This is a genomic window from Maricaulis sp., from assembly GCF_048268525.1.
Lineage (GTDB): Bacteria > Pseudomonadota > Alphaproteobacteria > Caulobacterales > Maricaulaceae > Maricaulis.
In genome coordinates this window covers 24,203-47,356 of record NZ_JBLWVH010000028.1, presented here as the reverse complement: position 1 = coordinate 47,356, position 23,154 = coordinate 24,203, and the positions used below count along the sequence as shown (strand labels likewise).

Below are 23,154 nucleotides of genomic sequence, written 5' to 3'. Positions count from 1 at the left end.
CCCGGGCGACGGCGGGCCGGCCAGTAGATGATAGCCAGGGCACCGACCATGCCGAAAACGGGCACCAGATACTGTGCCACATTCATGGCCGCATCATCGGCGCTGGCTGATTGCATCGCAAAGCCGACCAGTCGCAATGTCAGCCCGGCCGCGACCGCGATCATCACCCGCCGGCCATATCCCATCCGGGAATGGTCGCCGGCGAGGAAGCAGGCAGCGGCGATCAGCGCGAAGGCCAGATTGTAGAGCGGTCCGGACAGGCGGTAATGCGCTTCCGCCCAAGCCCGTTCCGGCCCTCCGGTACGGGCGACTTCGGCGGCTGACGGCCAGAGGAGTTCGTGCAGATAGCGGTCGGACTCCTTGAAGAACATGGCATCCGCCGGTCCGACGAATTCGCCAAGGTCGAATTCATAGCGGTCGAAATTGGCGTAGTAGAGCTCGCCGGCCGAATCGATCTGCTGCAGATTGCCGTCGATCAACACCATCGCCGAGCGATCACCCGAGCGCACCACAACGCCCTCGCGGGCCGAATAGGTCGATGCGCCGTCGGTGCCGCGACTGTCATGGATGAGAATGTCCTGCATGCGGCCGTCCCGACTGCGTTCGCGGGCATAGATGGTCACGCCCTGGCCCAATTGGGAGAACGCCCCCGGGGTGACCAGGCTGGCAGCAACGTCCGAGCGCAGCGTGTGCAGGGATCGACGCATTTCGCGATAGGCGACCGGCTGGACCAGAAGGTTCACGGCGAGGTTGGCGATGAGGACATAAACGCCCAGACGCATCACCGGTGACAGCAGGCCGAAGCGGCTGACGCCGGCGGCCGAGGCGATCACCAGTTCACTGTCCCCGGTCAACCGGTTGAGGCTGGACAGGACGGCGACGAACAGGGCGATGGGGACGAGCAGGGCGGTCAGATGCGGCAGCGCCAGCGCGGTGACCTTGATGAAGGTCAGCGCAGTCTCCGAATAGCCGGACACAAGGTCGACATTCGACAGGCTCTGCGTCAGCAGGGCCAGTCCGGCAAAGGCTGCGATCGCCGTCATGAACGGCCAGAGCAACTGGTTGAAGAAATACCGCTGAACGAGAATCATGAAGCCGGCTTGTGCTGCGCGTTCAGCCTTCTATCTCACGTCGTGATCGGATACCACTTCCGCGACACAAGTTTTCGGCGCCGGGTGCAGACCTGTGGCGCACCGAACAATCACCAATTGCGACTGGATGAGAGGGAATACCATGAAAATCGAATTCGCTGCCGCTCCGAGCGCTGCCGGCGCGATCGCCGTGCCGGTTTATGCCGACGCTGTCTTGTCGCCGGCTGCCGAAGCCATCGACGCGTCCTCGGGCGGTGCCATCAAGCGCGCCATCGCGGCTTCACGCTTTGCCGGCAAGCCGGCCCAGACGCTGGAAATCATGGCCCCGTCGGGCAGCTCGGCCAGCCGCATCGTGCTGTTCGGCCTGGGTGACAAGGCCAAGCGGACCGGCTCGACGCTGGAGAAAGCTGCCGCGGCCGTCGTTTCCAAGCTGCTGATCAGCGGCGAGACCCGCCTGTCGATCCAGTTTGATGGCGAAACCGATGGCGATGGCGCTGCCCGTGCCGGTCTCGGTGCCCGTCTGGCCGCCTACCGTTACGACCAGTTTCGCACCAAGTTGAAGGACGAGCAGAAACCGTCCCTGACCGAGATCGTCATCGCCGTCGCCGATGTCGAGGGCGCCAAGACGGCCTGGGCTGGCTGGGGCGCTGTGGCCGACGGTGTCGACCTGGCCCGCGAGGTTACCAACCTGCCGCCGAACATCCTCAACCCGGAAACCTATGCCAAGAAGATCGAAGGCATGGCCGAGTGCGGGCTCGAGATCGAGATCCTCGACGAGGTGCAGATGACCGAGCTGGGCATGGGTGCCCTTCTGGGTGTCGGCCAGGCGTCGGAATTCGAAAGCAAGATCGCCATCATGAAATGGTCCGGCGGCAAGGAGGGCGAAAAGCCGCTCCTTTTCGTTGGCAAGGGCCTGACTTTCGACAGTGGCGGTATCTCGCTGAAGCCGGGTGCCGGCATGGATGAGATGCGCGGCGACATGGGCGGTTCGGCCGCTGTTGTCGGCCTGATGCGCGCGCTCGCCGGTCGCAAGGCCAATGTCAACGCAATCGGCATTGTCGGCCTGGTCGAGAACATGCCCGACGGCAATGCTCAGCGTCCTGGCGACATCGTCACCGCGATGTCGGGCACCACGATCGAGATCCTCAACACCGACGCCGAAGGCCGCCTCGTGCTGGCCGACGTGCTGTGGTACGCGCAGGACCGTTTCGATCCCAAGCTGATCATCGATCTGGCGACCCTCACCGGCGCCATCCTGATCGGTCTCGGCAATACCCGCGCCGGCATCTTTTCCAATTCCGACGAGATCGCCGCCCAGCTGTCCTCGGCCGGTGATGCTTCCGACGAGCCGGTCTGGCGCATGCCGCTCGGCCCGGATTACGAAAAGCACATCGAGACCAAGAATGCCGACATCAAGAATGTCGGTGAGGGCCGTCTCGCCGGTTCGATCTCGGCGGCGGAATTCCTCAAATGCTTCGTCAATGACAAGCCTTGGTGCCATATCGACATCGCCGGCACGGCGATGGGCGGCATGGGCGGCAAGGATGATCCGCGCCAGCCGAGCTGGGGCACGGGCTGGGGTGTGCGCATCCTCGACCGCTTCGTGCGTGACAATTACGAGGGCTGAGCCCTTTGCTGATCAGGGCGGCCCGCGCGGCCGCCCTTTTCATATCGGCGATCGGAGAGGACGATGAGCGGCGATCTCTGGTTCTACCATCTCGAGCGCTCCTCGCTGGACGAGGTCTTGCCCGAGCTGCTGGAAAAGACGCTGGCGCGCGGCTGGCGGGCGCTGGTGCGCTCTCCTGATGCCAAGCGCCGCGAGGCCATCGACCAGCTGTTGTGGACCTGGCGCGAGGACTCATTCCTGCCGCATGGTCAGGTCGAGGCCGACTCGCCCGAGCGCCAGCCGGTCCTCATTGCCGAGGACGAAGCCAATCCGAACGGGGCGCAATGCCTCTTCCTGCTGGATGGCGCCGAGCCCGAAAAACCGTCATCCTTTGACCGCATGATCGTCATGTTTGACGGGCAGGACGAGATGGCCGTGCAGGACGCGCGCGCGCTGTGGAAGAAAGCCTCGGCTGAGGGCTGTACGGTATCCTACTGGCGCCAGTCGCCGGAAGGTCGATGGGAGAAGAAGGCATGACACGTTATTTGCTGATTGCGCTGGCCGGGCTGTCCGTCGCCGCCTGCACCACCGGTGGCAGCGCCATTGATGGCGGCGAGACCGTCATGCCGACGCCGGATTTCGCGGACGACTCGATGGGCGATAACAGCGTTGATCCCGATGCCTGGTGCGGCGCCAGTGCGATGGGCTATCTCGTCGGCCAATCCATCGAGGAGGTCGATCTGGAGAGCCTGCATGGCAATATCCGGGTCATCCATCCGGGCATGCCGATCACCCGCGATTATCGCCGCGAACGGCTCAATCTTGACCTCGACGAGGCGGGTGTCATCCTGCGGCCTTGGTGTGGTTGAGCGAGTGGTGCCGATGAGAGCTGTTTTGATTGCGCTGAGCTGTTCGCTGGTTGGCGTAAGCCTGACAGGGTGCGGCCTGACCGGACGCGGCAATAGCGCGCCGCCGCAGACCGTCGCCGAACTGCCGCCGTTGGGCGCCGCCGAAGACGTGCAGGACAGTGAGGTTCGCGCGCCGATCACCGGCACATGCGGCATGGAAGACCTGCAACACTATGTCGGCCAGCCGCGCGTCAACGTCCCACGGGGCGCCATGCCCGACACCTATCGCGTCGTCGGTCCCAATTCGGTTGTGACCATGGATTACCGGCCCGACCGGCTGACCATCCGTGTCAATGAAAGCGATGTCGTGGAAAGCATGGCCTGCGGCTGAGCGCCTCGTGCCAATCATGGTCAGCCATCAACCCGCGAACAGGTGCTGCAGCCGGGCGACGTGATGGTCGGTCAGGGACAGCGCATCACGCGCCAGCCAGCTACCCACAGCTTCGGCGGTCGACAGGGCATCCTCTCGGCTCAACAGGTTTTCGTCGTCTTCTGCGTCCAGTGAGGCATCATCATGCGCATCCGCGTCGGTGGGCATGACGACATCAACCCGGATCTCATCAGGACTGTGAAAGCTGTGATCCGGCCGTGACGCGGCCGGGCCCGGCTTCATCGGGCTGGCCTGTTTGCGAAAACCGGCGGGGCGGGGCGGCAGCGATCCTTCGACCTTCATGACCCGCTCCTGCCATTCCGCCCGCGCGAAGCAACAAGTCCGCCGGACCACAAGGGTCCGGCAGGGGGCATATCGACCAGGTTATGTGCCACCGGGCGATCAGACTGTCGGTGAATGACGCCCGGCAGCGCGCCTTCGGATCCCATCGATCCATCCACCTCATTCCAGTGTGCTCATATTATATGAGCGCAAATACGAATGGTTTCTTAATGGGACGAGCTGACTTTGGTGCTTGGGTAAGTGTCAGACAAGGCTAAGCTTTGGCCGTCCCAACGCCCGCAACGCACGAACATCTTCTTCATGGCAGGCGACTTGTCGACAAGCCTTGTTGAAGCGCTTGCGGAGCCGCGCCTTGAGATGCGGGAGCGCAATTGCGGGCGACGATCCGGCGATTGCCATGAATATGGCTAGGGCAAACAGACGCGAGTCTTCAGGCAGACTGCCGTGTTGTTGAGAACTCCACCCGAATTCGAGCGCGCTGTGAAAAGCGGCGCTTTCGAAGGCGCAATTGGCGGAGAAAATGCCAAATCCGAGATAGATGGTAATCAGGTCAGCAATGAGGTGGGCTTCATCCGCCTGGAACTCGTCCGGCCAGTCAGATGATTGCATTAGTTTCCAGGCGATCTGGTGGCTGTAGGACCAGATCATGACCTCGGCTCGCTGCGATGCGACAAATTCAATTGGGATATACGGGCTTTCTGCGTTCGGATCGTCAAGCTCTGCTTGTGTCAGCGGCTGAAGAAGCATGCCCGGGCCAACAGGTTTTGGCTCGTTGATGGTGACTTCCTGAAGCCCAAACTTCCAGTCTTCAACGCCGCAGAAGGTCTGCACGATCCGAAAAAGGTGATGGCTGAGTTCTCTGCCCTCGTCGCCCGGCGGAAAGTGGTCTGCCGTTGGCAGAACGAGTTCGGTCTCCTGAACACTCTTCTCTATTGAAAAGGTTTCGATGACCCAGCCGAAGCGGTCAAAGATCCAGGCTGCGCTGGCCTTGTCGATCAATTTGGGTTTGCCGAACACAATGTCCCCGAAATCGCGTTGGGAGGAGTTTAGCTACCCCGCCTGCGCCGCTTCCAGCTTTTCTTCCGCTTCCAGCCAGCTCAGCTCCGCCGCGTCGAGCAGCTCGACCGCCTTGGCGCGCTTGATCTGGAGGTCGGTGGCGGTCTTGGGGTCTTTTTGATAGAGGCCGGGGGCGGCGAGGGCGGTGTCGATGACGTCGATAATGCCGCGCAGGCGGTCGGCTTCCTTGTCCCAGCGGGCGATTTCGTCGCGCAGGGGTTTGAGCGCCTTGCGCTGGTCGGCGGCGGAGCGGCGGGCGACGCTCTTTTCGTCGGTGGCGGCGGTTTTCTTCTTCGGGCCGTCCTTGGGCGCGCGGCCGAGCAGGGATTGGCGATAGGTCTCGATATCCTCGTCATAGGGTTTGACCGTGCCATCGCCGACCACCCAGAGCCGGTCGACACAACTCTCGATCAGATGGCGGTCGTGCGAGATCAGGACAACGGCGCCTTCATACTCATTGATCGCCTGGATCAGGGCGGCGCGGCTGTCCATGTCGAGATGGTTGGTCGGTTCGTCGAGGATGAGGAGGTGCGGGCCCTCAAAGGTGATCAGGTTGAACAGGAGGCGGGCCTTCTCGCCGCCGGACAGTGTGTCGGCCGGGGTTTCCTGGCGGTCACCGGGCAGGCCGAATGTCGCCAGGCGGGCCCGGCGCTGGGCCTCGGTGGCGTCGGGCATCAGCTCGATAATGTGCTGATAGGCCGACATCTCCGGTGACAGGCTGTCGATCTGGTGCTGGGCGAAATAGGCGATCTGCATCTTCTTGTGCTTGCGCAGATGCCCGTCCAGCGGATCGAGCCGGTCGCACAGGAGTTTCGCCATGGTCGATTTGCCGGCGCCATTGCGGCCGAGAATGCCGATCCGGTCCTCGGTGTCGATATTGAGATTGACGTCGCGCAGGACCGGCTTGCCCGGCGCATAGCCAGCTTGGAGATTGACCATGCGCACGATCGGCGGCGCCATGCGGCGCTGCGGGCTGGGGAAGTTGAAGGGCGCCACCGGGTCCTCGACCTGGGTCGCCACGATTTGCATTTTCTCCAGCCGCTTGACCCGCGACTGGGCCTGTTTGGCCTTGGAGGCCTTGGCCTTGAAGCGGTCGACAAAGGATTGCAGATGGCGCCGCTCGACCTCCTGCTTTTCGACCATCTTCATCTGCAGGCGTTGCCGCTCGGCCAGCGCTTTTTCAAAATCATCATAGCCGCCATCCCAGACGGTCAGCTTCCCCTGTTTGAGATGGGCGATCTTCTGCATGGCGCCGTTCAGGAGGTCGCGGTCGTGCGAGATCACCAGGGCGGCGCCGGGGAAGGTCTTGAGATAGGCCTGCAGCCACATCACCCCTTCCAGATCGAGATAATTGGTCGGCTCGTCGAGCAGCAACAGGTCGGGCCGGGCGAACAGCGTCGCCGCCAGGGCCACCCGCATGCGCCAGCCACCGGAGAACTCCCGGCACGGCCGGCGTTGTTCCTCACCCGTAAAGCCCAGCCCGGCCAGGATGGAGCCGGCGCGGGCTTCGGCGGTGTGGCTGTCGATATCGGCCAGCCGGGTCTGGATCTCGGCAATGCGATTGGGCTCGGTCGCCGTTTCCGCTTCGGCCAGCAGGGCGGCCCGCTCGGTATCAGCGGCCATCACCACATCAATCAGGCTGTCATCCCCGCCCGGCGCTTCCTGGGCGACCGAGCCAACACGGGCCCCCTTTTGCACACTGGTATCACCGCCTTCCGAGCCGATCTCGCCGCGGATCAGCCGGAACAGGGTCGATTTGCCCGTCCCGTTACGCCCCACCAGACCCATCTTGGTCTTGGCCGGCAGGAAGAGCGTCGCCTGATCAAAGAGCATCCGCCCTTCAATGCGATAGGTGAGATCGTTGATGTGCAACATGGTGCATGGCGGTTAGCGCGGGATTTCCCCCGGCGCAACAGATTCGCGCTGAGCTCGGGGGGGGGGCCGGCGGGTGCGGTAGCAGAGAGGCTGGTGTCGACGGGACGCGCCTGGCGCGCACCCCTCCATAAACCGCTTGCCGGGATGTCGCCGTATCCGCGTCTTCAGGTCAAGGGCCGCAGGGCGGGCGCTCCGCGGTTTCACCCTTGAGCTGAAGAAGCGGATACGGCCTGCTGGCTGACAAGCAATCCATGGATCACTCCGCGACAAGTCGCGACTGCCGCCGACATGACTTCCCATCCTCGTCGCTGCCCGCTATAAGCCGCGCGAATCCACAGGCCGGGTATGTGCCCGGACAATCATAGTTTCAGTCTCAAGGACTTCTCCCATGGCGATCCAACGCACCTTCTCCATCATCAAGCCCGACGCCACTGCCCGTAACCTGACCGGCGCCATCAACGCCAAGATCGAGGCTGCCGGCCTGCGCATCATCGCGCAAAAGCGCATCCGTCTGTCGCGTGAGCAGGCTGAGGGTTTCTACGGCGTCCACAAGGAGCGTCCCTTCTTCAACGACCTCGTCACCTTCATGATCTCCGGCCCGGTCGTGGTCCAGGTCCTGGAAGGCGAAGACGCCATCGCCAAATACCGCACCGTGATGGGCGCCACCAACCCTGAGCAGGCTGACGCCGGCACCATCCGCAAGGACTTCGCCGAGTCGATCGAAGCCAACTCGGTGCACGGTTCCGACGCCCCGGAAACCGCAGCAGAAGAAATTCCCTTCTTCTTCTCGGACGACGAAATCGTCGGCTGATCCGAGCCGCAAAATCAGACAAAAAAGGCCCGGTATCCTGCCGGGCCTTTCTTTTTTGTGCATAACGCGTTGCGCGGGCGCGGGGCGCTGCCTAACTGCGCTCGCAGAGTGGTGTGAGGAGACGCGCGATGGACATGGCCTTGTTTGCCAGCCTGGTGACCTTCGTCGTGATCATGTCCGTCACGCCCGGCCCCAATAATATCATGATGATGTCGTCCAGCGCCCTGTTTGGGGTGCGGGCAACGCTGCCGCACTGGCTGGGAGTCAATTTCGGCTTCAACCTGTTGCTGGTCGCCTCGGTATTCGGGCTGGGTGAGTTGATCGAGCGCTTTCCGGTCATGCTCGACATGGTCCGCATTGGCGGTTCGCTCTGGTTGGCCTGGATGGCGTGGAAGTTCGCCCATGCCGGCTGGGCGATAGGGCGTGCTGGCAGTCGTGCCGCGACCGCCAAGGCCGACCGCTCGCGGCCTTTCCGGTCATGGGAGGCGGCCCTGTTCCAGGCGATCAATCCCAAGGCGATCCTGATGACGGTCTCGACGGCGGGCGCCTACGTGGCGCTGGCCGACACGCCGATTGAACGGGTCGGTATTTTTGTGACCGCCTTCGTCCTGTTCGGCGCACCCTGCGGTTTGCTCTGGATCTTCGTCGGAGGTGGTCTGAAGCGCCTGCTGGCCGAAGGCGCCTCGGCGCGCTGGCTGAACTATGCCATTGCCGGCATCCTGATGTTCACGATCTGGTTGATCCTGTCCGCCTGAGCCGCAGGCGGCCCCTTGCGTGGAGCGGTAACGCAGCAGACCATGGCGCTCCCCCAAGCGCCGGAGAGCTGCCATGTCCGATATCGCCCGTCTCGTCAAAGCCCTGCCCAAGGCCGAGCTTCATCTTCACATTGAAGGCTCGCTCGAGCCGGAATTGATGTTCGAGCTGGCCCGTCGCAACGGGATCGAGATCCCGTTCAAGTCGGTCGATGAAATCCGCGCCGCCTACGACTTCTCGAACCTGCAGGACTTTCTGGACGTCTATTATGTCGGCATGAATGTGCTGATCACCGATGCCGATTTCTTTGATCTGACCTGGGCCTATCTGCAGCGCGTCCACGCCGAGAATGTCCGCCATGTCGAGATCTTCTTCGACCCGCAGGGCCATACCGATCGCGGCATCGCCTTCGCCACGGTGGTGGACGGTATCACCCGGGCGCTGGACAGGGCCAAGTCGGAGCTCGGCATCACTTCAAAGCTCATCCTGTGTTTCCTGCGCCACCTGTCCGAGGAAGCGGCTTTTGAAACTCTGGAAATGGCCAAGCCGCACCTGGAGCGGATCGATGGCGTCGGTCTGGACAGCTCTGAACTCGGTCACCCGCCGTCAAAATTCCAGCGCGTCTTCACCGCTGCCGGCGAGCTGGGCCTGCTGCGGGTCGCCCATGCTGGCGAGGAGGGGCCGCCGGAATACATCCATGAAGCGCTGGACCTGCTGAAGGTCGACCGTCTTGATCACGGCAATCGCGCCCTGGAAGACGGCACGCTGGTCGCCCGTCTCGGGCGAGAGCAGATGACCCTCACGGTCTGTCCCCTGTCCAATTTGCGCCTGTGCGGTATCAAGCGGCTGGAAGACCATCCCTTGAAGCGCATGCTGGCACTGGGTCTGCGGGCCACGGTCAATTCCGACGATCCGGCCTATTTCGGCGGCTATGTGAATGACAACTACATCCGCACCGCCGCCGCCATCGACCTGACCGCCGACGAGATCATCGAACTGGCGAAGAATTCCTTCCGGGGGGCTTTCCTGCCAGAAGCGGAGATCGAGCGGCACCTGGCGGAAATTGATGCAGTGGTCGAGGGCGTGGCCTAATCGTCCGACCCGGGCTTGCGCCGCCTCGATTTTACCTGTGACTTCTGGGCCTTGGCCGCTTTGACCCGTTTGATTGACGCCAGGGATGGCCGCGCTTTCTTGCGCGGTTTCGGGGCGATCAGCGCCTGTTCGATCAGCTTGCGCAGGCGGTCGCGGGCGTCGGCGCGGTTGCGCTCGCGTTCGCGGTGAGTGTCGGCTTTCAGGACCAGGCTGCCATCCTTGGTCATGCGTGAGCCGGCCAGCCGCACCAGACGGCGCTTGGCGGCGTCGGGCAGGGTGGTGTTGGCGGCGAGGTCGAAGCGCAGCTGGACGGCGCTCTCGGTCTTGTTGACATGCTGGCCGCCGGGACCGGAGGCGCGGATGAAACGCTCCTCGATCTCGGCCTCGTCGATCAGGATGGTCTGGGCAATCAGCATGACAGGCTCCGCAAGCACGCCTCCTTATTGCCGTGCTTGCGGGTCTGATCGCAAGTGAGCTTGCCCGGTCATGCGAGGGCGGCGAGCAGGAAGCAGACACAGGTGAAGACGGCCCCGGCTGTGCGGACATGGTTCCAGCCGGTCCAGCGCGCGACATATTGCGGCCAGTAGGCGGATGTACCGTCCGGGTCACCGGCGAGGGACTGCAAGCGGTTGTTCATGGGTATGTTGCGCAGCCCGGTGACCAGCAGGACCGGTCCGACATGGCTGGCCATGCCCAGTCCCAGCCAGATGGCCATGCCCGGCCGTCCGAACAGTAAGGCAGCCACGGCCAGGGCCAGGGCGAGCGACACCAGGGCTTTCAACAGCAGCAGGAAAATTGACTTGTAGACGGTCCGGTTGAGGCCGCGCATGGCATCGCCGCCACCGCCCGGCCCGGCCTCATCGAGACCGGGCATGACGAAGTCGGAGAAGGCGAGGAAGATGCCGGCGATGAGGCCGGCACCAAGACCCAACAGCTGGGCCGACAGCGTCAGGGCGATCATGATGCCAGCCCGGCGGCGGGTGTGGCGGCCCAGGCACTTGCCGGAACCGAGGCGGCGTAGTCGGCAAAGCTGCGCGGTGGCCGGCCCAGGGCCCGTTCGACACCGTCCATGACGCGGGCATTGCGACCGTCCAGCACCGTTGTGAACAGGTAGTCGAGCAACCAGACATGATCCTGTGGCAGGCCGGCGGCGCGGGCGCCGTCGATGAAAGCCTGGTGCGGAATGTCGACATGGCGGACCGGACGGCCGGTCCGCTCTGTGATCAGGGCCGCAATATCGGCAAAGCTCAGCAATTGCCGACCGGTCACTTCATAGAGCTGGCCGTCATGCTCGGTGCCGGTCAGCGCCGCGACCGCGATATCGGCAATGTCGCGGATATCGATGAAGGGTTCGGCGGTCTGTCCGACCGGCAGGGCGAGTTCACCGGCCGCGACCATGGGCTGGAAGGCACCCTGGTCGAAATTCTGGAAGAACCAGCTCGAGCGGATCACCGTCCAGCGCAGCCCGCTCTGGCGGATGATGGTCTCACTGGCTTCCGCCTCAGGCTCACCGCGCCCGGACAGCAGGACGAGTTGCTCCACGCCGGCTTTGCGCGCGCGCTCGGTGAACGCGGCGATGTCGGCCGGGGCGCCGGGCACGGCGAGATCCGGCGCATAGACGATATAGACCGAGCGCACACCCTGCAGGGCATGGTCCCAGCCTTCATGGTCCTGCCAGCTGAACGGGCGTTCGGCGTCACGCGAGCCGAGGCGGACAGGGATATTACACGATTGCAGCGCATTGACGATGAGGCGGCCGGTCTTGCCGGTGGCGCCGAGGACGAGGATGTCGGCGGATGGGTCGATGGCGGTCATGGCGGTTTCCTTTTGCTTGACGCGGTGTAAACTTTACATAGCGTCAAGTGGCATCGGCTTGACGTCGTGTCAAGTGCGATCAATCCTGCGTCGGAACCCGTCGATGCGGGTGCACAGGGAAAGGCGAGGGCCATGCTGGATGATGGAGTGTCGACGCGCGAGCGGATTTTGCGGGCCTGCTGGACCCTGCTCGAGCAGGGGCAGGGCGCGCAGACCCGCATGAGCGATATCGCCAGGGCGTCCGGCGTCAGCCGCCAGGCGGTCTATCTGCATTTCAGCACCCGCGCCGAGCTGTTGATCGCGGTGACCCGATTCGTTGATGCCGAGAGCGATATCGATGCCCGCCTGGCCGCCAGTCGGGCCGCGACGTCAGGCCTGGAAAGGCTGGACGCTTTCATTGACGCCTGGGGTAATTACATCCCGGTCGTGCATCCGGTCTGTCGGGCCTTGCTGGACATGGCGCCCGCCGATGAGGCAGCGAAACTGGCCTGGGATGACCGGATGTCAGCCCTTCGCGAAGGGTGTGTTGCGGCGGTTACTGCCCTGAAGGCAGATCGAATTCTGCGCGATGACGCGGATGAGGCTGCGGCGACGGACCTGTTGTGGACCCTGTTATCGGTCCGCAATTGGGAAAGCCTGGTAGAGGACTGCCACTGGCCGCAGGCGCGCTATATCGAAGAGATGAAAAGGCTCGCCCGACGGGCCTTGATGTCGACCGATTGAACCTTTTGCTAGCGACCGTCAGTCGTGCGGGTTCATCAGTAGTTCTGCGCCAAACTCACGCACTTGCAGCCGCACCCGTTCGCCGGCCACACGCGCCTTGCCGGAGCAGGCGAGGGCGACGCACTGGGCGTAGAGGGCATGCTCGGCATGCAGCACACGCTCACCCAGCGTCTCGGCGGTATCGCCGTGCAGGACCGGAACCGCGGCCTGGCCGATGATCGGACCGTCATCCATCTCCGGGCGGACATAGTGGACCGTGCAGCCATGAATGCGGACACCGGCTTCCAGCGCCCGCTCATGCGTATGCAGGCCCTTGAAAGCCGGTAGCAGGGAAGGATGGATATTGATCAGCAGATCACGCCAGCGCTCGGTGAACCAGGGCGTCAGGATGCGCATGAAGCCGGCCAGGCAGACAATGCGGGCGCCATAGAGCTTGATCGTCGAGTCGAGCGCCTCCTCGAAGGCCTCGCGATCATCATATTCGCGATGATCGACGACTTCGGTCTCGATCCCGGCAGCGCGGGCGATATCGAGCCCGGCGGCGTCGGGATTGTTGGACGCAACCAGCACAATCTCGGCCGGGAAGTCTTCGTCCCTCGAGGCCTCGATGAGGGCCTGCATGTTGGATCCGCGCCCGGAGATGAGCACGGCGATCTTTGTTTTCGCCATTGGTTGCCCCTCGCGTCAGGCCGGTTTGAGTTCGCCGATGATCATGGCGGTCTCGCCGGTCAGCGCAAGCGCCTCCATTGTCGCATCGACCTTGTCGGGCGACACCGCCAGCAGCATGCCGATGCCGCAATTGAAGGTGCGGTGCATTTCATGGGCGGAAATACCGCCGGTCTCGGCCAGCCACTGGAAGACCGGCGGCAGGGTCCAGGCATTGTAATCGATGTGGGGAACCAGCGTGTCCGGTGTCATGCGCGGCGGGTTTTCCACCAGGCCGCCACCGGTAATGTGGGCCAGGCCGGTGACCAGGCCGGACTTGATCAGCGGCAGGCAGGCTTTCACATACAGACGGGTCGGTGCCAGGAAGGCTTCGCCCAGCGTCTGGCCGGGTGCGAAGGGCGCCTCGTCCGACCAGTTGAGGCCGGACAGTTCGACCACCTTGCGGACGAGCGAGAAACCGTTCGAGTGCACGCCCGAGGAGGCGAGACCGATCAGCACGTCGCCGGCGGCCATGCGGTCATGATCCGGTAGCAGGCGGCCACGCTCGGCGGCGCCGACCACAAAGCCGGCCAGATCGAAATCATCGCCCTCATACATGCCTGGCATTTCCGCCGTTTCGCCACCGATCAGGGCACAGCCGCTATCCTTGCAGCCAGCCGCGATGCCCGAGACGATGGCCTCGCCGCGCGCCGGGTCGAGCTTGGAACAGGCCAGATAGTCGAGGAAGAATAGCGGTTCGGCGCCCTGGGCCAGCACGTCATTGACGCACATGGCGACCAGGTCGATGCCGACCGTGTCGACCTTGCCGGTGGCGATCGCCAGTTTCAACTTGGTACCGACGCCATCAGTGCCGGAAATCAGGATCGGGTCGGTATAGCCGGCCGCCTTGAGGTCGAAGGCGCCGCCAAACCCGCCCAGGTCCGCCGCCGCACCCGCCCGGCGCGTCATCGCGGCCAGCGGCTTGATGCGGTCGACCAGGGCGTCGCCGGCGTCGATCGAGACGCCGCTATCGGCATAGGTCAGCCCGTTCGGGCGATCTGGGTTTCCGGTTCCGGACATGCCGTTTCCTTACCTCTGCAAAAACAGGTCTGTAAAAACAGGCGCGGTGTATGTCGAAACACGCCCCGGACGCAAGCCGCGGGCTTCACGCCCGGCAGGGTGTGGTTATAGTGCGGGCACAGTCCAAGTAACAGGAGTCGCCACCGTGCGTTTCATTCTAGCTGCGCTCAGCCTGAGCCTCGCCTGCCTGCCGGCAGCCCTGGCCGACGACCCCTACACCATCTCCGGTGTTGCCATTGATGCCACCGCCGACAATGCCCTGCAGGCCCAGACTGCAGCCATGCGCCAAGGGCAATCGGCCGCCGCGCGTCGCCTGATCGAGCGCCTGACCCTGGCTGAAGACCGGGCCGGGACCGAGCTGGAACTGGAAGCCCACCTGTCGCCGACCGGCGAAATGGTGTCCGGCCTGGCACTGGATCCCGCCATCATCGCCGAAATGATCGCCGGCCTGCAGATTTCCGACGAGCAGCGCAGCGCTACCCGCTATCTCGCCGAGCTGGAAGTGACCTTTGATCCACGTACCGTGCGGCGGGTGATGGAAGCTTATGGTGTGCCTTTCGTCGAATCCCAGGCCCGTCCGCTGCTGGTTCTGCCGGTCTATGAGGGTGCGAACGGGTTCAGCCTGTGGGACGACAACCCCTGGCGCTCGGCCTGGGCCAGCCAGGACTTCGACAGTTCGCTGACGCCGGTCCTGGTTCCCGGGCGTCCCTCGCGCTCGGTTTCGGTGCCGATCACACCGCGTCAGGCCTTGCAGCTGGACGAAGGCGCGCTGATCAACACAGCCGCCATGTACGGCATCAACAGGATCGCGATCCTGCGCGCCGGCGAGCGCGATGGCGTGCGTCGTTTCGGCGGCTATCTGGTCACGGTCGAGCCGGGCGGCGAGATCACCACCGATACCTGGGGGCCGCAAGTCGTCTATGGCGGCTGGAGTGACGCGGCACGCGCCTTTGTCACTGACCGCGAGGATGACTGGAAACGTCGCTCGGTGGTGCGTGATTTCGAGACGACCTCGCTCCGTGTGACGGTCATGTATGGTGGTCTGGATGAATGGCTCCGCCTGCAGGAAGCGCTCAGCCGCGCCTCGCTGGTCCAGGGCGCCCAGCTCGATGCGCTGTCACGGGATGGCGCCCGCATGACCGTGGATTATCGCGGCGCCTTCGAACAGCTGGTTTCCGAGCTTGCCGAGCGTGGCGCGACGCTTGAAGAACATCCCGGACTGGGCTGGGTCGTATTGTCGGCCCGCTGATCCGCGCGACGACGATGATGATGCCGATGACACCGCAAATGGCGCTGGACCTGCCGGCGCGACAGGATTTCAGCGCGACCGCCTTTATTGCCGGACCGTCAAATGCGGCTGCGCGCGATGTGCTGGATCGGCCGGATGACTGGCCGCGCAATGTCATGGCGCTGGTCGGGCCGGAAGGGGCCGGCAAGTCACACCTCGCCGCGATCTGGGCCGGGCGCCAGCATGCGCTGGTCCTGTCCGCGTCGTTGTTGGGTGATCGCCTTGCCTCGCTGGAGCCGGATTGCGCCATGGTCATCGAGGATGTTGATCGGGGCGTTGATGATGATGCGCTTTTCCATCTCTTCAACCGGGCTGCCGAGGGCGACATTCCGGCCCTGTTGCTGACCGCCCGAACGCTGCCGGCCCGATGGCCGGCCAGCCTGCCGGACCTGGTGTCGAGGCTGCGGGCGCTGGTCCATGTCGACCTGCACGAGGCCGATGATGTCCTGCTGACGCGGGTGCTGGAAAAACAATTGGCCGACAGGGGCGCGCCGGTGCGCCCGGGCGTGATAGACTACCTCCTGCCTCGCATGGAGCGCTCCGTTGCAGCGGTGCGCGTGATGGCCGAGCGGATGGACAAGCTCGCACTCGTCAAGAAAACACCGATCACCCGCGCCATCGCGCGCGAAATCCTGGACAGCTGGACCGAGACTGGAGACGCGGCATGAACGCTCCCGTGGGAGACTTCGCCGAAACAGAGACCCTGATGGGGTCACCCAAACGCTTCCTCAATCGGGAAATGTCCTGGGTGCGCTTCAACCTGCGTGTTCTGGACGAAGCCGCCAATCCCGATCATCCGGTGTTTGAGCGCCTGCGTTTCCTGTCGATCTCCGCGAGCAATCTGGACGAGTTCTACATGGTCCGTGTCGCCGGCCTTCGCGCCCAGGTCCACAATGGCGTATCCGCGACCAGTATTGACGGGCTGACCCCGGCCGAACAGCTTGAACAGATCCATGCCCTGGCCGGCGAGTTGATGCTCAAGCAACAGACCCTGTGGCGCACCTTGCGGGAGGAGATCGGCAAGGCCGGGGTCAAGGTGCTCGAGCCGAAACAGGTTCCCAAGAGCGACGAGGCCTGGCTGCGCGAGGAGTTTCTCAAGCACACCCTGCCGGTGATCACGCCCTTGGCGATCGACCCGGCGCATCCATTCCCCTTCATCCCCAATCTCGGCTTCGCCTTGGCCCTGCAGCTGCGCAAGAAGGGCAGCGGCAAGCTGATGAATGCCCTGATCCCGCTGCCCAGCGGCGTCAAACGCTTTGTTGAACTGCCCACGCGTCCTCGCAAGGATGGCGAGCGTCCCGACCGCCGCTTCATGACACTGGAGAGCGTGCTGACGATGTTCGTCGATACGCTTTTCCCCGGCCATGAAGTGGTCGGCAAGGGCAGTTTCCGGGTCATCCGCGACAGCGATATCGAGGTCGAGGAAGAGTCCGAAGACCTGATGCTGGAGTTCGAGAACCTGCTCAAACAGCGTCGCCGCGGCGTGGTTGTGCGTCTGACCATCGATGAGGGCATGTCACCGGCACTGCGCGACCTGATCGTGATGCACCTGCATGCCGGACCGCAGGACATCGTTCCGGTCGACGGCCTGCTCGGCTTGGCCCAGGTCAGCCAGCTCATTCCCGACGATCGCAGCGATCTCAGCTTCAAGCCTTATGAGCCGCGGTATCCCGAACGCATTCGCGACCACGGCGGCAATTGCTTTTCGGCGATCCGGGAAAAGGACATCATCGTCCACCATCCCTATGAGAGCTTCGACGTGGTGGTGGAGTTCCTGCGTCAGGCGGCAGCCGATCCCGATGTGGTGGCGATCAAGCAGACCCTCTACCGGACGTCCAAGGACAGTCCCATTGTCGCGGCGCTGATCGAGGCGGCCGAGAGCGGCAAGAATGTCACCGCCCTCGTTGAGCTGAAGGCGCGTTTCGACGAGGAAGCCAATCTGAAATGGGCCCGCGACCTGGAACGGGCCGGGGTTCAGGTCGTCTACGGCTTCATCGAGTACAAGACCCACGCCAAGATCTCGCTGGTTGTGCGCCGCGAAGGCTCGGACCTGCGCACCTATGCCCATTTCGGCACCGGCAACTACCACCCGATCACGGCGCGCATCTATACCGACCTGTCGCTGTTCACCGCTGACCCGGCCTTCGGGCGCGATGCGGGCCGTGTGTTCAACTATGTCACCGGCTATGCCCGGCCCGACAATCTGGAGCGTCTGGAAGTCTCGCCGATCGGGATGAAGGAATCGATCCTCGCCCATATCGAGCAGGAGATCGCCAATGCCGGCGAGGGCAAGCCGGCGGCCGTCTGGGCCAAGCTCAACTCGCTGGTCCATCCGGAGATTATCGACACGCTCTATCGGGCCAGCCAGGCCGGTGTGAAGGTCGAGCTGGTCGTGCGCGGTATCTGCTGCCTGCGTCCGGGCATTCCCGGCCTGTCCGACAATATCCGGGTCAAATCCATCGTCGGCCGCTTCCTGGAACATTCGCGCATCGTCTGCTTTGCCAATGGCAAGGCGATGCCGTCACCGGCCGCGAAGGTTTACATCTCCTCGGCCGACTGGATGCCGCGCAATCTGGACCGCCGGGTCGAGCATCTCTGCCCGATCCAGAACCCGACCGTGCACCGGCAGGTGCTCGACCAGATCATGGTCGCCAATCTCAATGATACCGACCAGTCCTGGTATATGGACGGGCAGGGCGATTATCGCCGGGTCGACACCGCCAATGTCGACAAGCGCTTCAGCGCCCACGCCTATTTCATGACCAATCCGTCCCTGTCAGGCCGGGGTCATGCACTGAAGAATGACCAACCGCCCGTGCTCGTCGATACCAATGGCTGAGCCCGTTTGACCCAGCCTATCCCGCCCTCCGACTTCATGGCCGAGCAGGCCATCCACCGCGATATCGCGGTCATTGATGTCGGCTCCAACTCGGTGCGGCTGGTCCATTTCCGGGTCGAGGGGCGCTCGCTCTGGCCGATCTTCAACGAGAAGGTGATGGCGGGGCTGGGCCGCGGCGTTCATGACACCGGCAAGCTGCATCCGGAGGGGCGCGAGATTGCCCTGCGCGCCCTGAAACGCTTCCAGCGCCTGCTCGATGCCAAGGGCGTCGGCGACCGTCATGTCGTCGCCACGGCTGCGGTCCGCAATGCCAAGGATGGACCCGACTTCATCGCCGAAGTGGCGGAGCGGACCGGCTTTGTGGTTCGGGTGTTGTCCGGCGAGGACGAGGCCCGCCTGTCGGCCATGGGGGTCGGCGCAGGTATTCCCGATGCACAGGGCCTGATGGGGGATCTCGGCGGGTCCAGCCTCGAGCTGACAGCGATGCATGACGGCCTGCCCGGGCGCGGTGTGACAACCGCGCTGGGCCCGCAGGAAATGCTGGATGACGGTCCGATGGACGAGGCCGTCACCATCGCCGCGATTGACGCGCAGCTTTCGGCGACCGGTCAACTGACCGGGCAGGGCGGTGCCTTTTATGCCGTCGGCGGTGCCTGGCGGGCGCTGGGACAGCTGGCCTTTGCCCGTTTTGGCTATCCGCTCAATGTGGTCCATGAATTTGCCCTGACCGCCAAGCGGGCCGACGAGCTGACGCGCCTCGCGACCCGGCTCAGTCCGGCCTCCTTGCGCGGCACGCCCGGTGTCTCCTCGCGCCGTGTTGCGACCCTGCCCTATGCGGCCTTGCTGTTGGGCCGGATCATGAAGCATGGCGGCTTCGAGCGCCTGGTCTTCTCGGCCTTTGGTGTGCGCGAAGGCGTTCTGGCCTCCGGCCTGCCGCCGGCGCTGCTGGCCCAGGACCCGTTGATCGCCGGGGCCGAGGCGATGGCCCGGCCCAATGCGCCCACGCCCGATTTCGGCCGCGCCCTGGCGCGCTGGCTGGTGCCAGCCTTCGGAGCCCTGGAAACCGCCTTCGGTGATGTCCGTGACCAGATCCTGCACGAGACCGCCACGCGGCTCACCGATCTGGGCGCCCGCCAACACCCGGACCACCGCGCTGATCTTGCTCGCAACATCGTGCTCTACGCCCCCTTTGCCGGCGTCAGCCATGCCGAACGGGTCTTCCTCGCCGCCGCCATCCATTATCGCTATGCCGGCAAGCGGGCCGTGTTGGAGGATGACCCGATCTTCCACCTGATCACCGAAGACCAGCACAATCTGGCCCAGATGCTGGGCCTGTCACTGCGCCTCGGCGCCAAATTGTCCGGCCGCTCACCGGCCTTGCTGGACCGCTACTCACTCACCGTCGGGCCAGACGTGATCCGGCTGGAAGTCGATGAAAGCGTCCGGGATCTTTATGTGGAACGCTCCGTCGCCCTGCTCGACCAGCTCGCGGCTGCTGTGGGGCGGACGGGCGAGGTGGTTTATGTGACCGGGCTTGGCCGGTAGCGCCGCGGTGAAGTGAGGGGCGGCGCGGTGAAGTGAGGTGAGGGGCGTCGGGAGTAAATGGTGTGTGCCCCAAGCAATTGGGGAATTTTTACCCATTTTTCCTTGCAGGCTTCGCCGAAAAAAAAAGGCTACATGTTGAAAGTAAACATGGCTTCAGTTACCCGCCCGCGTGCCGAAGACGGTCCCGCAATTTTACTGGACCTTCCGACCGTCTTGTAGATGGCCCCATAATCTTGATATAATTCTCGAACACTCTTGTGATCCGCGTTGGTGACCATGACTTGCACGCCTCGGTCGGACGCTCTCTTCACTGACGCCGCAAGCCTTACTTGGTCATTCCAAGAGAAGATCTTTTCATTGTAGCGCACGAAGCCGTTGAGGTTGTGTTTCACGGTGTAAGGCGGATCTACAAAAAGAAAATCTCCCTCGCGCGCTCGACCTATTGTTTTAGAAAAATCGTCGTTCAGGATTCTGGCCTTCTTCAGTACGTCAGACAAGGCGACGAAATCATCTTCATCGAACAAGACTGTCTCTTTGGATCCGATCGGCACATTGAATTTTCCTTGTTGGTTGACTCTAAATATGCCGTTGAAGCAAGTCCTGTTGAGATACAAAAAGCGCGAAGCAGTTTCAAAATCGCTCTGAGGAACCGCCTCACGAATGGCGTAATAGTGCGCATAGTTGTGCAATGCCTGATGCTCAGACATAGCGGTTTGAAGTTCAACGGGTGAATCGCGCATCACCTTATAAGTCGTGATGAGATCTGAATTTATGTCGGATAATACGGCTCGCTTTGGCGCGAGATGAAAAAATACCGCTCCGCCGCCGAGGAATGGCTCAACATACTTTTTGAATTCCTTTGGGGGGGCAAAGCTTGCATTGCTTGCAAGCCAGCGTTTTCCGCCGGCCCACTTGAGAAACGGAGTGTGGGTCCCAGTCATTGGGGCACCTTGGGTGAAACTTCGGTGCGGAGCCAATCCACAAACTCAAGGTCTTCGTCCGAGTATGTTTTTAGCTGGTTCTTGTGAGCCGCTATACGTCTGACATCATTAAATTTTTGCATCCAGTCTAAGTAGTACTTTTGACCTTTTCGATCTCCTGGCATCGGGTTTTTAAAGATGTGCTCGAAGTGCGCCCAGTTGTTAGTTTGCTTTACAATGTCACGCAGATCGAGCACGTCCAAGTATGCTTCTTTTGGCTTTCGGCGTTCTGATGTATCCGCTTGTTGTTTGTCGTACGCGTTTTTACGCACTCGATTGTTTTCAACACCCTTTTCCCAGAACGCCGGGTCTCCCGATGCGAGCCGATGAGTTCCGTGAACCTGTTTGAGGGTTTCAATCACTGTATCTGTGAGCCGTTCAGCAAGTTTCATCACGAAGTGATTCACGCTATCGATTTCATCGGAAGCATTTTGTGTGACCCATTTTTTGAATCCTTCGGGGCCAAAATCGGAATGAGTTTCCGCCAGCACGGTCATCAAGTGGTATGTGTATTCTTTGACACCGGCTTCACCGAAGCGTCGAGAAAACTTCTCTTTGATCTCGGCGTCCGTTGCAGATTGTAGATAATCCACGAGTGGGGCGACAAAACCTATCATCTCGCTGGCGAATTTTTCAGGAGACAGGGCAATGAAGTCGATGCTCTTCTTGTGAGAAAGATACGAAACTACTTCACCCATAACCGCCAGATGAGAGCGAATTCCAGGATTGGTCGAGACATAGGCGGCTTTGCCTTCCTCCCAACGACTCGGATGAGCGTCCCGGATCGCGTCGAAGTAGGCGCTCAGGACTTTTGAGGCACGCTCGATTGTCTGCTCATCGGTCGGGCCTGAGAGGGGGCCTGGTGCTATCTTGTTTCCAATCACTCGCCCGATCAGGCCAGATTTTTTGAGGCCGTTCACGGCTTCGGATACCGTGAGGTTTTGAGAAGCTTCTGGGGGGACGCCGTGTACGGCGAAGCGTCGCGAAAGTGGGCTGGATTTGCTGATGTTGAGATTGCGGAAAATTCCTGATGCGAGAGCCGTCAATGCGGTGTTTGGGTTTGAATCGCCCATTCGAATGTCGGCCAGCAGTGAAACGAGCAAACTTCGCGGAACACTTTTCTGCTCGTGATTGATAGTTATGAACAGGTCTGCTTCCTTTTCGACGGCCATGCCCTCGAAAGCCAAAATGAACAGGCTTTGGTCAAGAAACTGATCATCTAGGTGTGAGAACCCGTAAAGCCGATGTTGTCCGTCTATCACCCAAGCGGATCGATACTTTGCTGGCAGCGTCAACCAGCCAAATTTCAATGATGGGTCGGTGTTTTCCTTATTCGATATGCGGTCGAACCTTGGCTTGTCCGTGAAGTTTACCAACAAGTTAGTAGGGAAATAACCGCCTTTGGAGATGAACTCGCCAATCTTTCGGATGCGAGATGACGAAATCATGCGTTGATAGGCGGGCTTGCCGTCAGGATGGTTTAGAGCTTGGTGATTGACGAAAGCTATCTTCAACAAATGTCGAGGCGTGCAGACGAAGCTGTAGAAGGTCTCGCCCCCAATGCTGCCACGAATCGCGGGGATCCGAACGTCTGCTAGGCCTGGAACTTTTTGCCCTTTGAGGAACTCTCCCAAGATTTGGTACCTGCCAGCAGGCCCCATGTGCTTGGAAAACGTCTCGAAGTACTGAATCTCGTTTTCTGTGATAACATGCACATCGGCGTCGGAAGCCCGCTCGAGGTCAGAATCTGACCATATGATGTTTTGGGTAGCATAAACCCAAAGTACTTTAGGGCGTGGCTCACTACGCTCATCGTACTGTTGATATATAGAGTTGCGGATGTAGTTTTGCAGAGCGACAGTTTCTAAGATGTCCTTTTGAAGCGAACGCCGTCGGCGCGTAGCCGAAGACTTGCATTCCACCACAAGGGCGGTTTCTTGATCCTCCGCATAGGCATCAATCTGTTTTTTGCCTTGGGTTCCATTGCTCCGTTCGAACGCTATGTGAAATCGCTCGGAATTAAGGCGCTGATATCCCATTGAATTGAGAAGGCACCAAATGCGGTCTTCAAGCGCCTTGTCGTGGCTCTTTTCCTTTTTTATTCGGGTCGAACGCTTGCCTGGACGTTGCACCGTCCAGCCATCCGCCTCGAATTCTGGCACGTCAGCGCTATGGACGCTTCTTTCGACGGAGGCCTTTTTCTTTACCCGAGCTAGGCTGCGAAGCTCCTCTTGGGATGTCGCAAGTTCAGGTAAAAATTTGTGTCCTACGACCTGTAAAGGCTGGACTTCGGCTTCGTCCGCAGCAGCATGATTCATCTACAGTCCCCTCAGCTTTGCGCTGAGTTGAACTTGATCGCGTTGTGCGTGTCAAT

General features: G+C 62.0%; 23 protein-coding genes. 12 read left to right on the top strand and 11 right to left on the bottom strand.

The genetic code is table 11. The features are described from left to right. Positions 1-1,091 (bottom strand): LptF/LptG family permease (locus ACN0X9_RS13300; protein WP_417488050.1); only part of this gene is annotated, 1,091 nt, incomplete at its 3' end. A gap of 142 nt (positions 1,092-1,233) precedes the next feature. On the opposite strand from ACN0X9_RS13300, the gene ACN0X9_RS13295 reads away from it, so the two are divergent. From ACN0X9_RS13295 to ACN0X9_RS13280, 4 genes are all read left to right on the top strand, one after another. Continuing rightward, a complete protein-coding gene (locus ACN0X9_RS13295; RefSeq protein WP_417488049.1) occupies positions 1,234-2,718 on the top strand; it encodes a leucyl aminopeptidase in 1,485 nt (494 codons plus the stop codon). Positions 2,719-2,781: 63 nt separating this feature from the next. Further along, the gene (locus ACN0X9_RS13290; RefSeq protein WP_417488048.1) at positions 2,782-3,234 is read left to right on the top strand and encodes a DNA polymerase III subunit chi; all 453 of its coding nucleotides are present in this window, start codon (positions 2,782-2,784) and stop codon (positions 3,232-3,234) included. Continuing rightward, the gene (locus ACN0X9_RS13285) at positions 3,231-3,566 is read left to right on the top strand and encodes an I78 family peptidase inhibitor (RefSeq protein WP_417488047.1); all 336 of its coding nucleotides are present in this window, start codon (positions 3,231-3,233) and stop codon (positions 3,564-3,566) included. Before ACN0X9_RS13290 ends, ACN0X9_RS13285 begins: the two co-directional genes overlap by 4 nt. Positions 3,567-3,579: 13 nt before the next feature. Then, positions 3,580-3,936 (top strand): I78 family peptidase inhibitor, encoded by a 357-nt coding sequence (locus tag ACN0X9_RS13280; protein ID WP_417488046.1) that lies wholly within the window; start codon positions 3,580-3,582, stop codon positions 3,934-3,936. A 27-nt stretch (positions 3,937-3,963) separates the two neighbouring features. Here the strand turns inward: ACN0X9_RS13280 and ACN0X9_RS13275 are convergent, their stop codons facing one another. The 3 genes from ACN0X9_RS13275 to ACN0X9_RS13265 form a co-directional block, all read right to left on the bottom strand. After that, the gene (locus tag ACN0X9_RS13275; protein WP_417488045.1) at positions 3,964-4,278 is read right to left on the bottom strand and encodes a hypothetical protein; all 315 of its coding nucleotides are present in this window, start codon (positions 4,276-4,278) and stop codon (positions 3,964-3,966) included. A 243-nt stretch (positions 4,279-4,521) separates the two neighbouring features. Further along, on the bottom strand, positions 4,522-5,295 hold the full coding sequence (locus ACN0X9_RS13270) for a hypothetical protein (RefSeq protein WP_417488044.1): 774 nt from the start codon (positions 5,293-5,295) through the stop codon (positions 4,522-4,524). 33 nt (positions 5,296-5,328) lie between these two features. After that, positions 5,329-7,209: an ABC-F family ATP-binding cassette domain-containing protein gene (locus ACN0X9_RS13265; RefSeq protein ID WP_417488043.1), complete on the bottom strand. Its 1,881-nt coding sequence runs from the start codon at positions 7,207-7,209 to the stop codon at positions 5,329-5,331. 388 nt (positions 7,210-7,597) lie between these two features. Here ACN0X9_RS13265 and ndk point away from each other — a divergent pair, with 388 nt between their 5' ends. The 3 genes from ndk to ACN0X9_RS13250 all read left to right on the top strand — a co-directional run bounded on the left by ndk (position 7,598) and on the right by ACN0X9_RS13250 (position 9,865). Beyond that, positions 7,598-8,020, top strand: a complete 423-nt coding sequence (ndk, locus tag ACN0X9_RS13260) for a nucleoside-diphosphate kinase (protein ID WP_011643174.1) — start codon at positions 7,598-7,600, stop codon at positions 8,018-8,020. 128 nt (positions 8,021-8,148) lie between these two features. Further along, on the top strand, positions 8,149-8,775 hold the full coding sequence (locus ACN0X9_RS13255) for a LysE family translocator (protein WP_417488042.1): 627 nt from the start codon (positions 8,149-8,151) through the stop codon (positions 8,773-8,775). 73 nt (positions 8,776-8,848) lie between these two features. Continuing rightward, positions 8,849-9,865, top strand: a complete 1,017-nt coding sequence (locus ACN0X9_RS13250) for an adenosine deaminase (protein WP_417488041.1) — start codon at positions 8,849-8,851, stop codon at positions 9,863-9,865. On the opposite strand, the gene arfB is transcribed toward ACN0X9_RS13250, so the two are convergent. The 3 genes from arfB to ACN0X9_RS13235 all read right to left on the bottom strand — a co-directional run bounded on the left by arfB (position 9,862) and on the right by ACN0X9_RS13235 (position 11,680). After that, positions 9,862-10,281 (bottom strand): alternative ribosome rescue aminoacyl-tRNA hydrolase ArfB, encoded by a 420-nt coding sequence (arfB, locus tag ACN0X9_RS13245; RefSeq protein ID WP_417488040.1) that lies wholly within the window; start codon positions 10,279-10,281, stop codon positions 9,862-9,864. The genes ACN0X9_RS13250 and arfB overlap by 4 nt on opposite strands. Before the next feature lie 68 nt (positions 10,282-10,349). Next, positions 10,350-10,826, bottom strand: a complete 477-nt coding sequence (locus ACN0X9_RS13240) for a DUF1772 domain-containing protein (protein WP_417488039.1) — start codon at positions 10,824-10,826, stop codon at positions 10,350-10,352. Next, positions 10,823-11,680, bottom strand: a complete 858-nt coding sequence (locus ACN0X9_RS13235) for an NAD(P)H-binding protein (protein ID WP_417488038.1) — start codon at positions 11,678-11,680, stop codon at positions 10,823-10,825. Before ACN0X9_RS13235 ends, ACN0X9_RS13240 begins: the two co-directional genes overlap by 4 nt. Before the next feature lie 132 nt (positions 11,681-11,812). On the opposite strand from ACN0X9_RS13235, the gene ACN0X9_RS13230 reads away from it, so the two are divergent. Continuing rightward, entirely contained in the window at positions 11,813-12,403 is a 591-nt protein-coding gene (locus ACN0X9_RS13230) for a TetR/AcrR family transcriptional regulator (protein ID WP_417488037.1), read from the top strand. An 18-nt stretch (positions 12,404-12,421) separates the two neighbouring features. On the opposite strand, the gene purN is transcribed toward ACN0X9_RS13230, so the two are convergent. Together purN and purM are read right to left on the bottom strand one after the other, a co-directional pair. Next, a complete protein-coding gene (purN, locus tag ACN0X9_RS13225; protein WP_417488036.1) occupies positions 12,422-13,072 on the bottom strand; it encodes a phosphoribosylglycinamide formyltransferase in 651 nt (216 codons plus the stop codon). 15 nt (positions 13,073-13,087) lie between these two features. After that, positions 13,088-14,128 carry a phosphoribosylformylglycinamidine cyclo-ligase gene (gene purM / locus ACN0X9_RS13220; RefSeq protein WP_417488035.1) on the bottom strand — a complete coding sequence of 347 codons (1,041 nt, stop codon included), beginning with the start codon at positions 14,126-14,128 and terminating at the stop codon, positions 13,088-13,090. 145 nt (positions 14,129-14,273) lie between these two features. Here purM and ACN0X9_RS13215 point away from each other — a divergent pair, with 145 nt between their 5' ends. From ACN0X9_RS13215 to ACN0X9_RS13200, 4 genes are read left to right on the top strand one after another with little or no spacing between them, the layout of a single operon-like run. Then, positions 14,274-15,377, top strand: coding sequence for a DUF2066 domain-containing protein (locus tag ACN0X9_RS13215; RefSeq protein ID WP_417488034.1), 1,104 nt, complete (start codon positions 14,274-14,276; stop codon positions 15,375-15,377). Positions 15,378-15,403: 26 nt separating this feature from the next. After that, positions 15,404-16,084, top strand: coding sequence for a hypothetical protein (locus ACN0X9_RS13210; RefSeq protein ID WP_417488033.1), 681 nt, complete (start codon positions 15,404-15,406; stop codon positions 16,082-16,084). Then, a complete protein-coding gene (locus ACN0X9_RS13205; protein ID WP_417488032.1) occupies positions 16,081-18,255 on the top strand; it encodes an RNA degradosome polyphosphate kinase in 2,175 nt (724 codons plus the stop codon). The genes ACN0X9_RS13210 and ACN0X9_RS13205 overlap by 4 nt, the downstream gene beginning before the upstream one ends. Before the next feature lie 6 nt (positions 18,256-18,261). Further along, positions 18,262-19,800 carry a Ppx/GppA family phosphatase gene (locus ACN0X9_RS13200; protein WP_417488031.1) on the top strand — a complete coding sequence of 513 codons (1,539 nt, stop codon included), beginning with the start codon at positions 18,262-18,264 and terminating at the stop codon, positions 19,798-19,800. A 128-nt stretch (positions 19,801-19,928) separates the two neighbouring features. On the opposite strand, the gene ACN0X9_RS13195 is transcribed toward ACN0X9_RS13200, so the two are convergent. Continuing rightward, on the bottom strand, positions 19,929-20,741 hold the full coding sequence (locus ACN0X9_RS13195) for a DNA adenine methylase (protein ID WP_417488030.1): 813 nt from the start codon (positions 20,739-20,741) through the stop codon (positions 19,929-19,931). Continuing rightward, a complete protein-coding gene (locus tag ACN0X9_RS13190) occupies positions 20,738-23,098 on the bottom strand; it encodes a DGQHR domain-containing protein (RefSeq protein WP_417488029.1) in 2,361 nt (786 codons plus the stop codon). The genes ACN0X9_RS13195 and ACN0X9_RS13190 overlap by 4 nt, the downstream gene beginning before the upstream one ends. Positions 23,099-23,154: the final 56 nt, after the last annotated feature.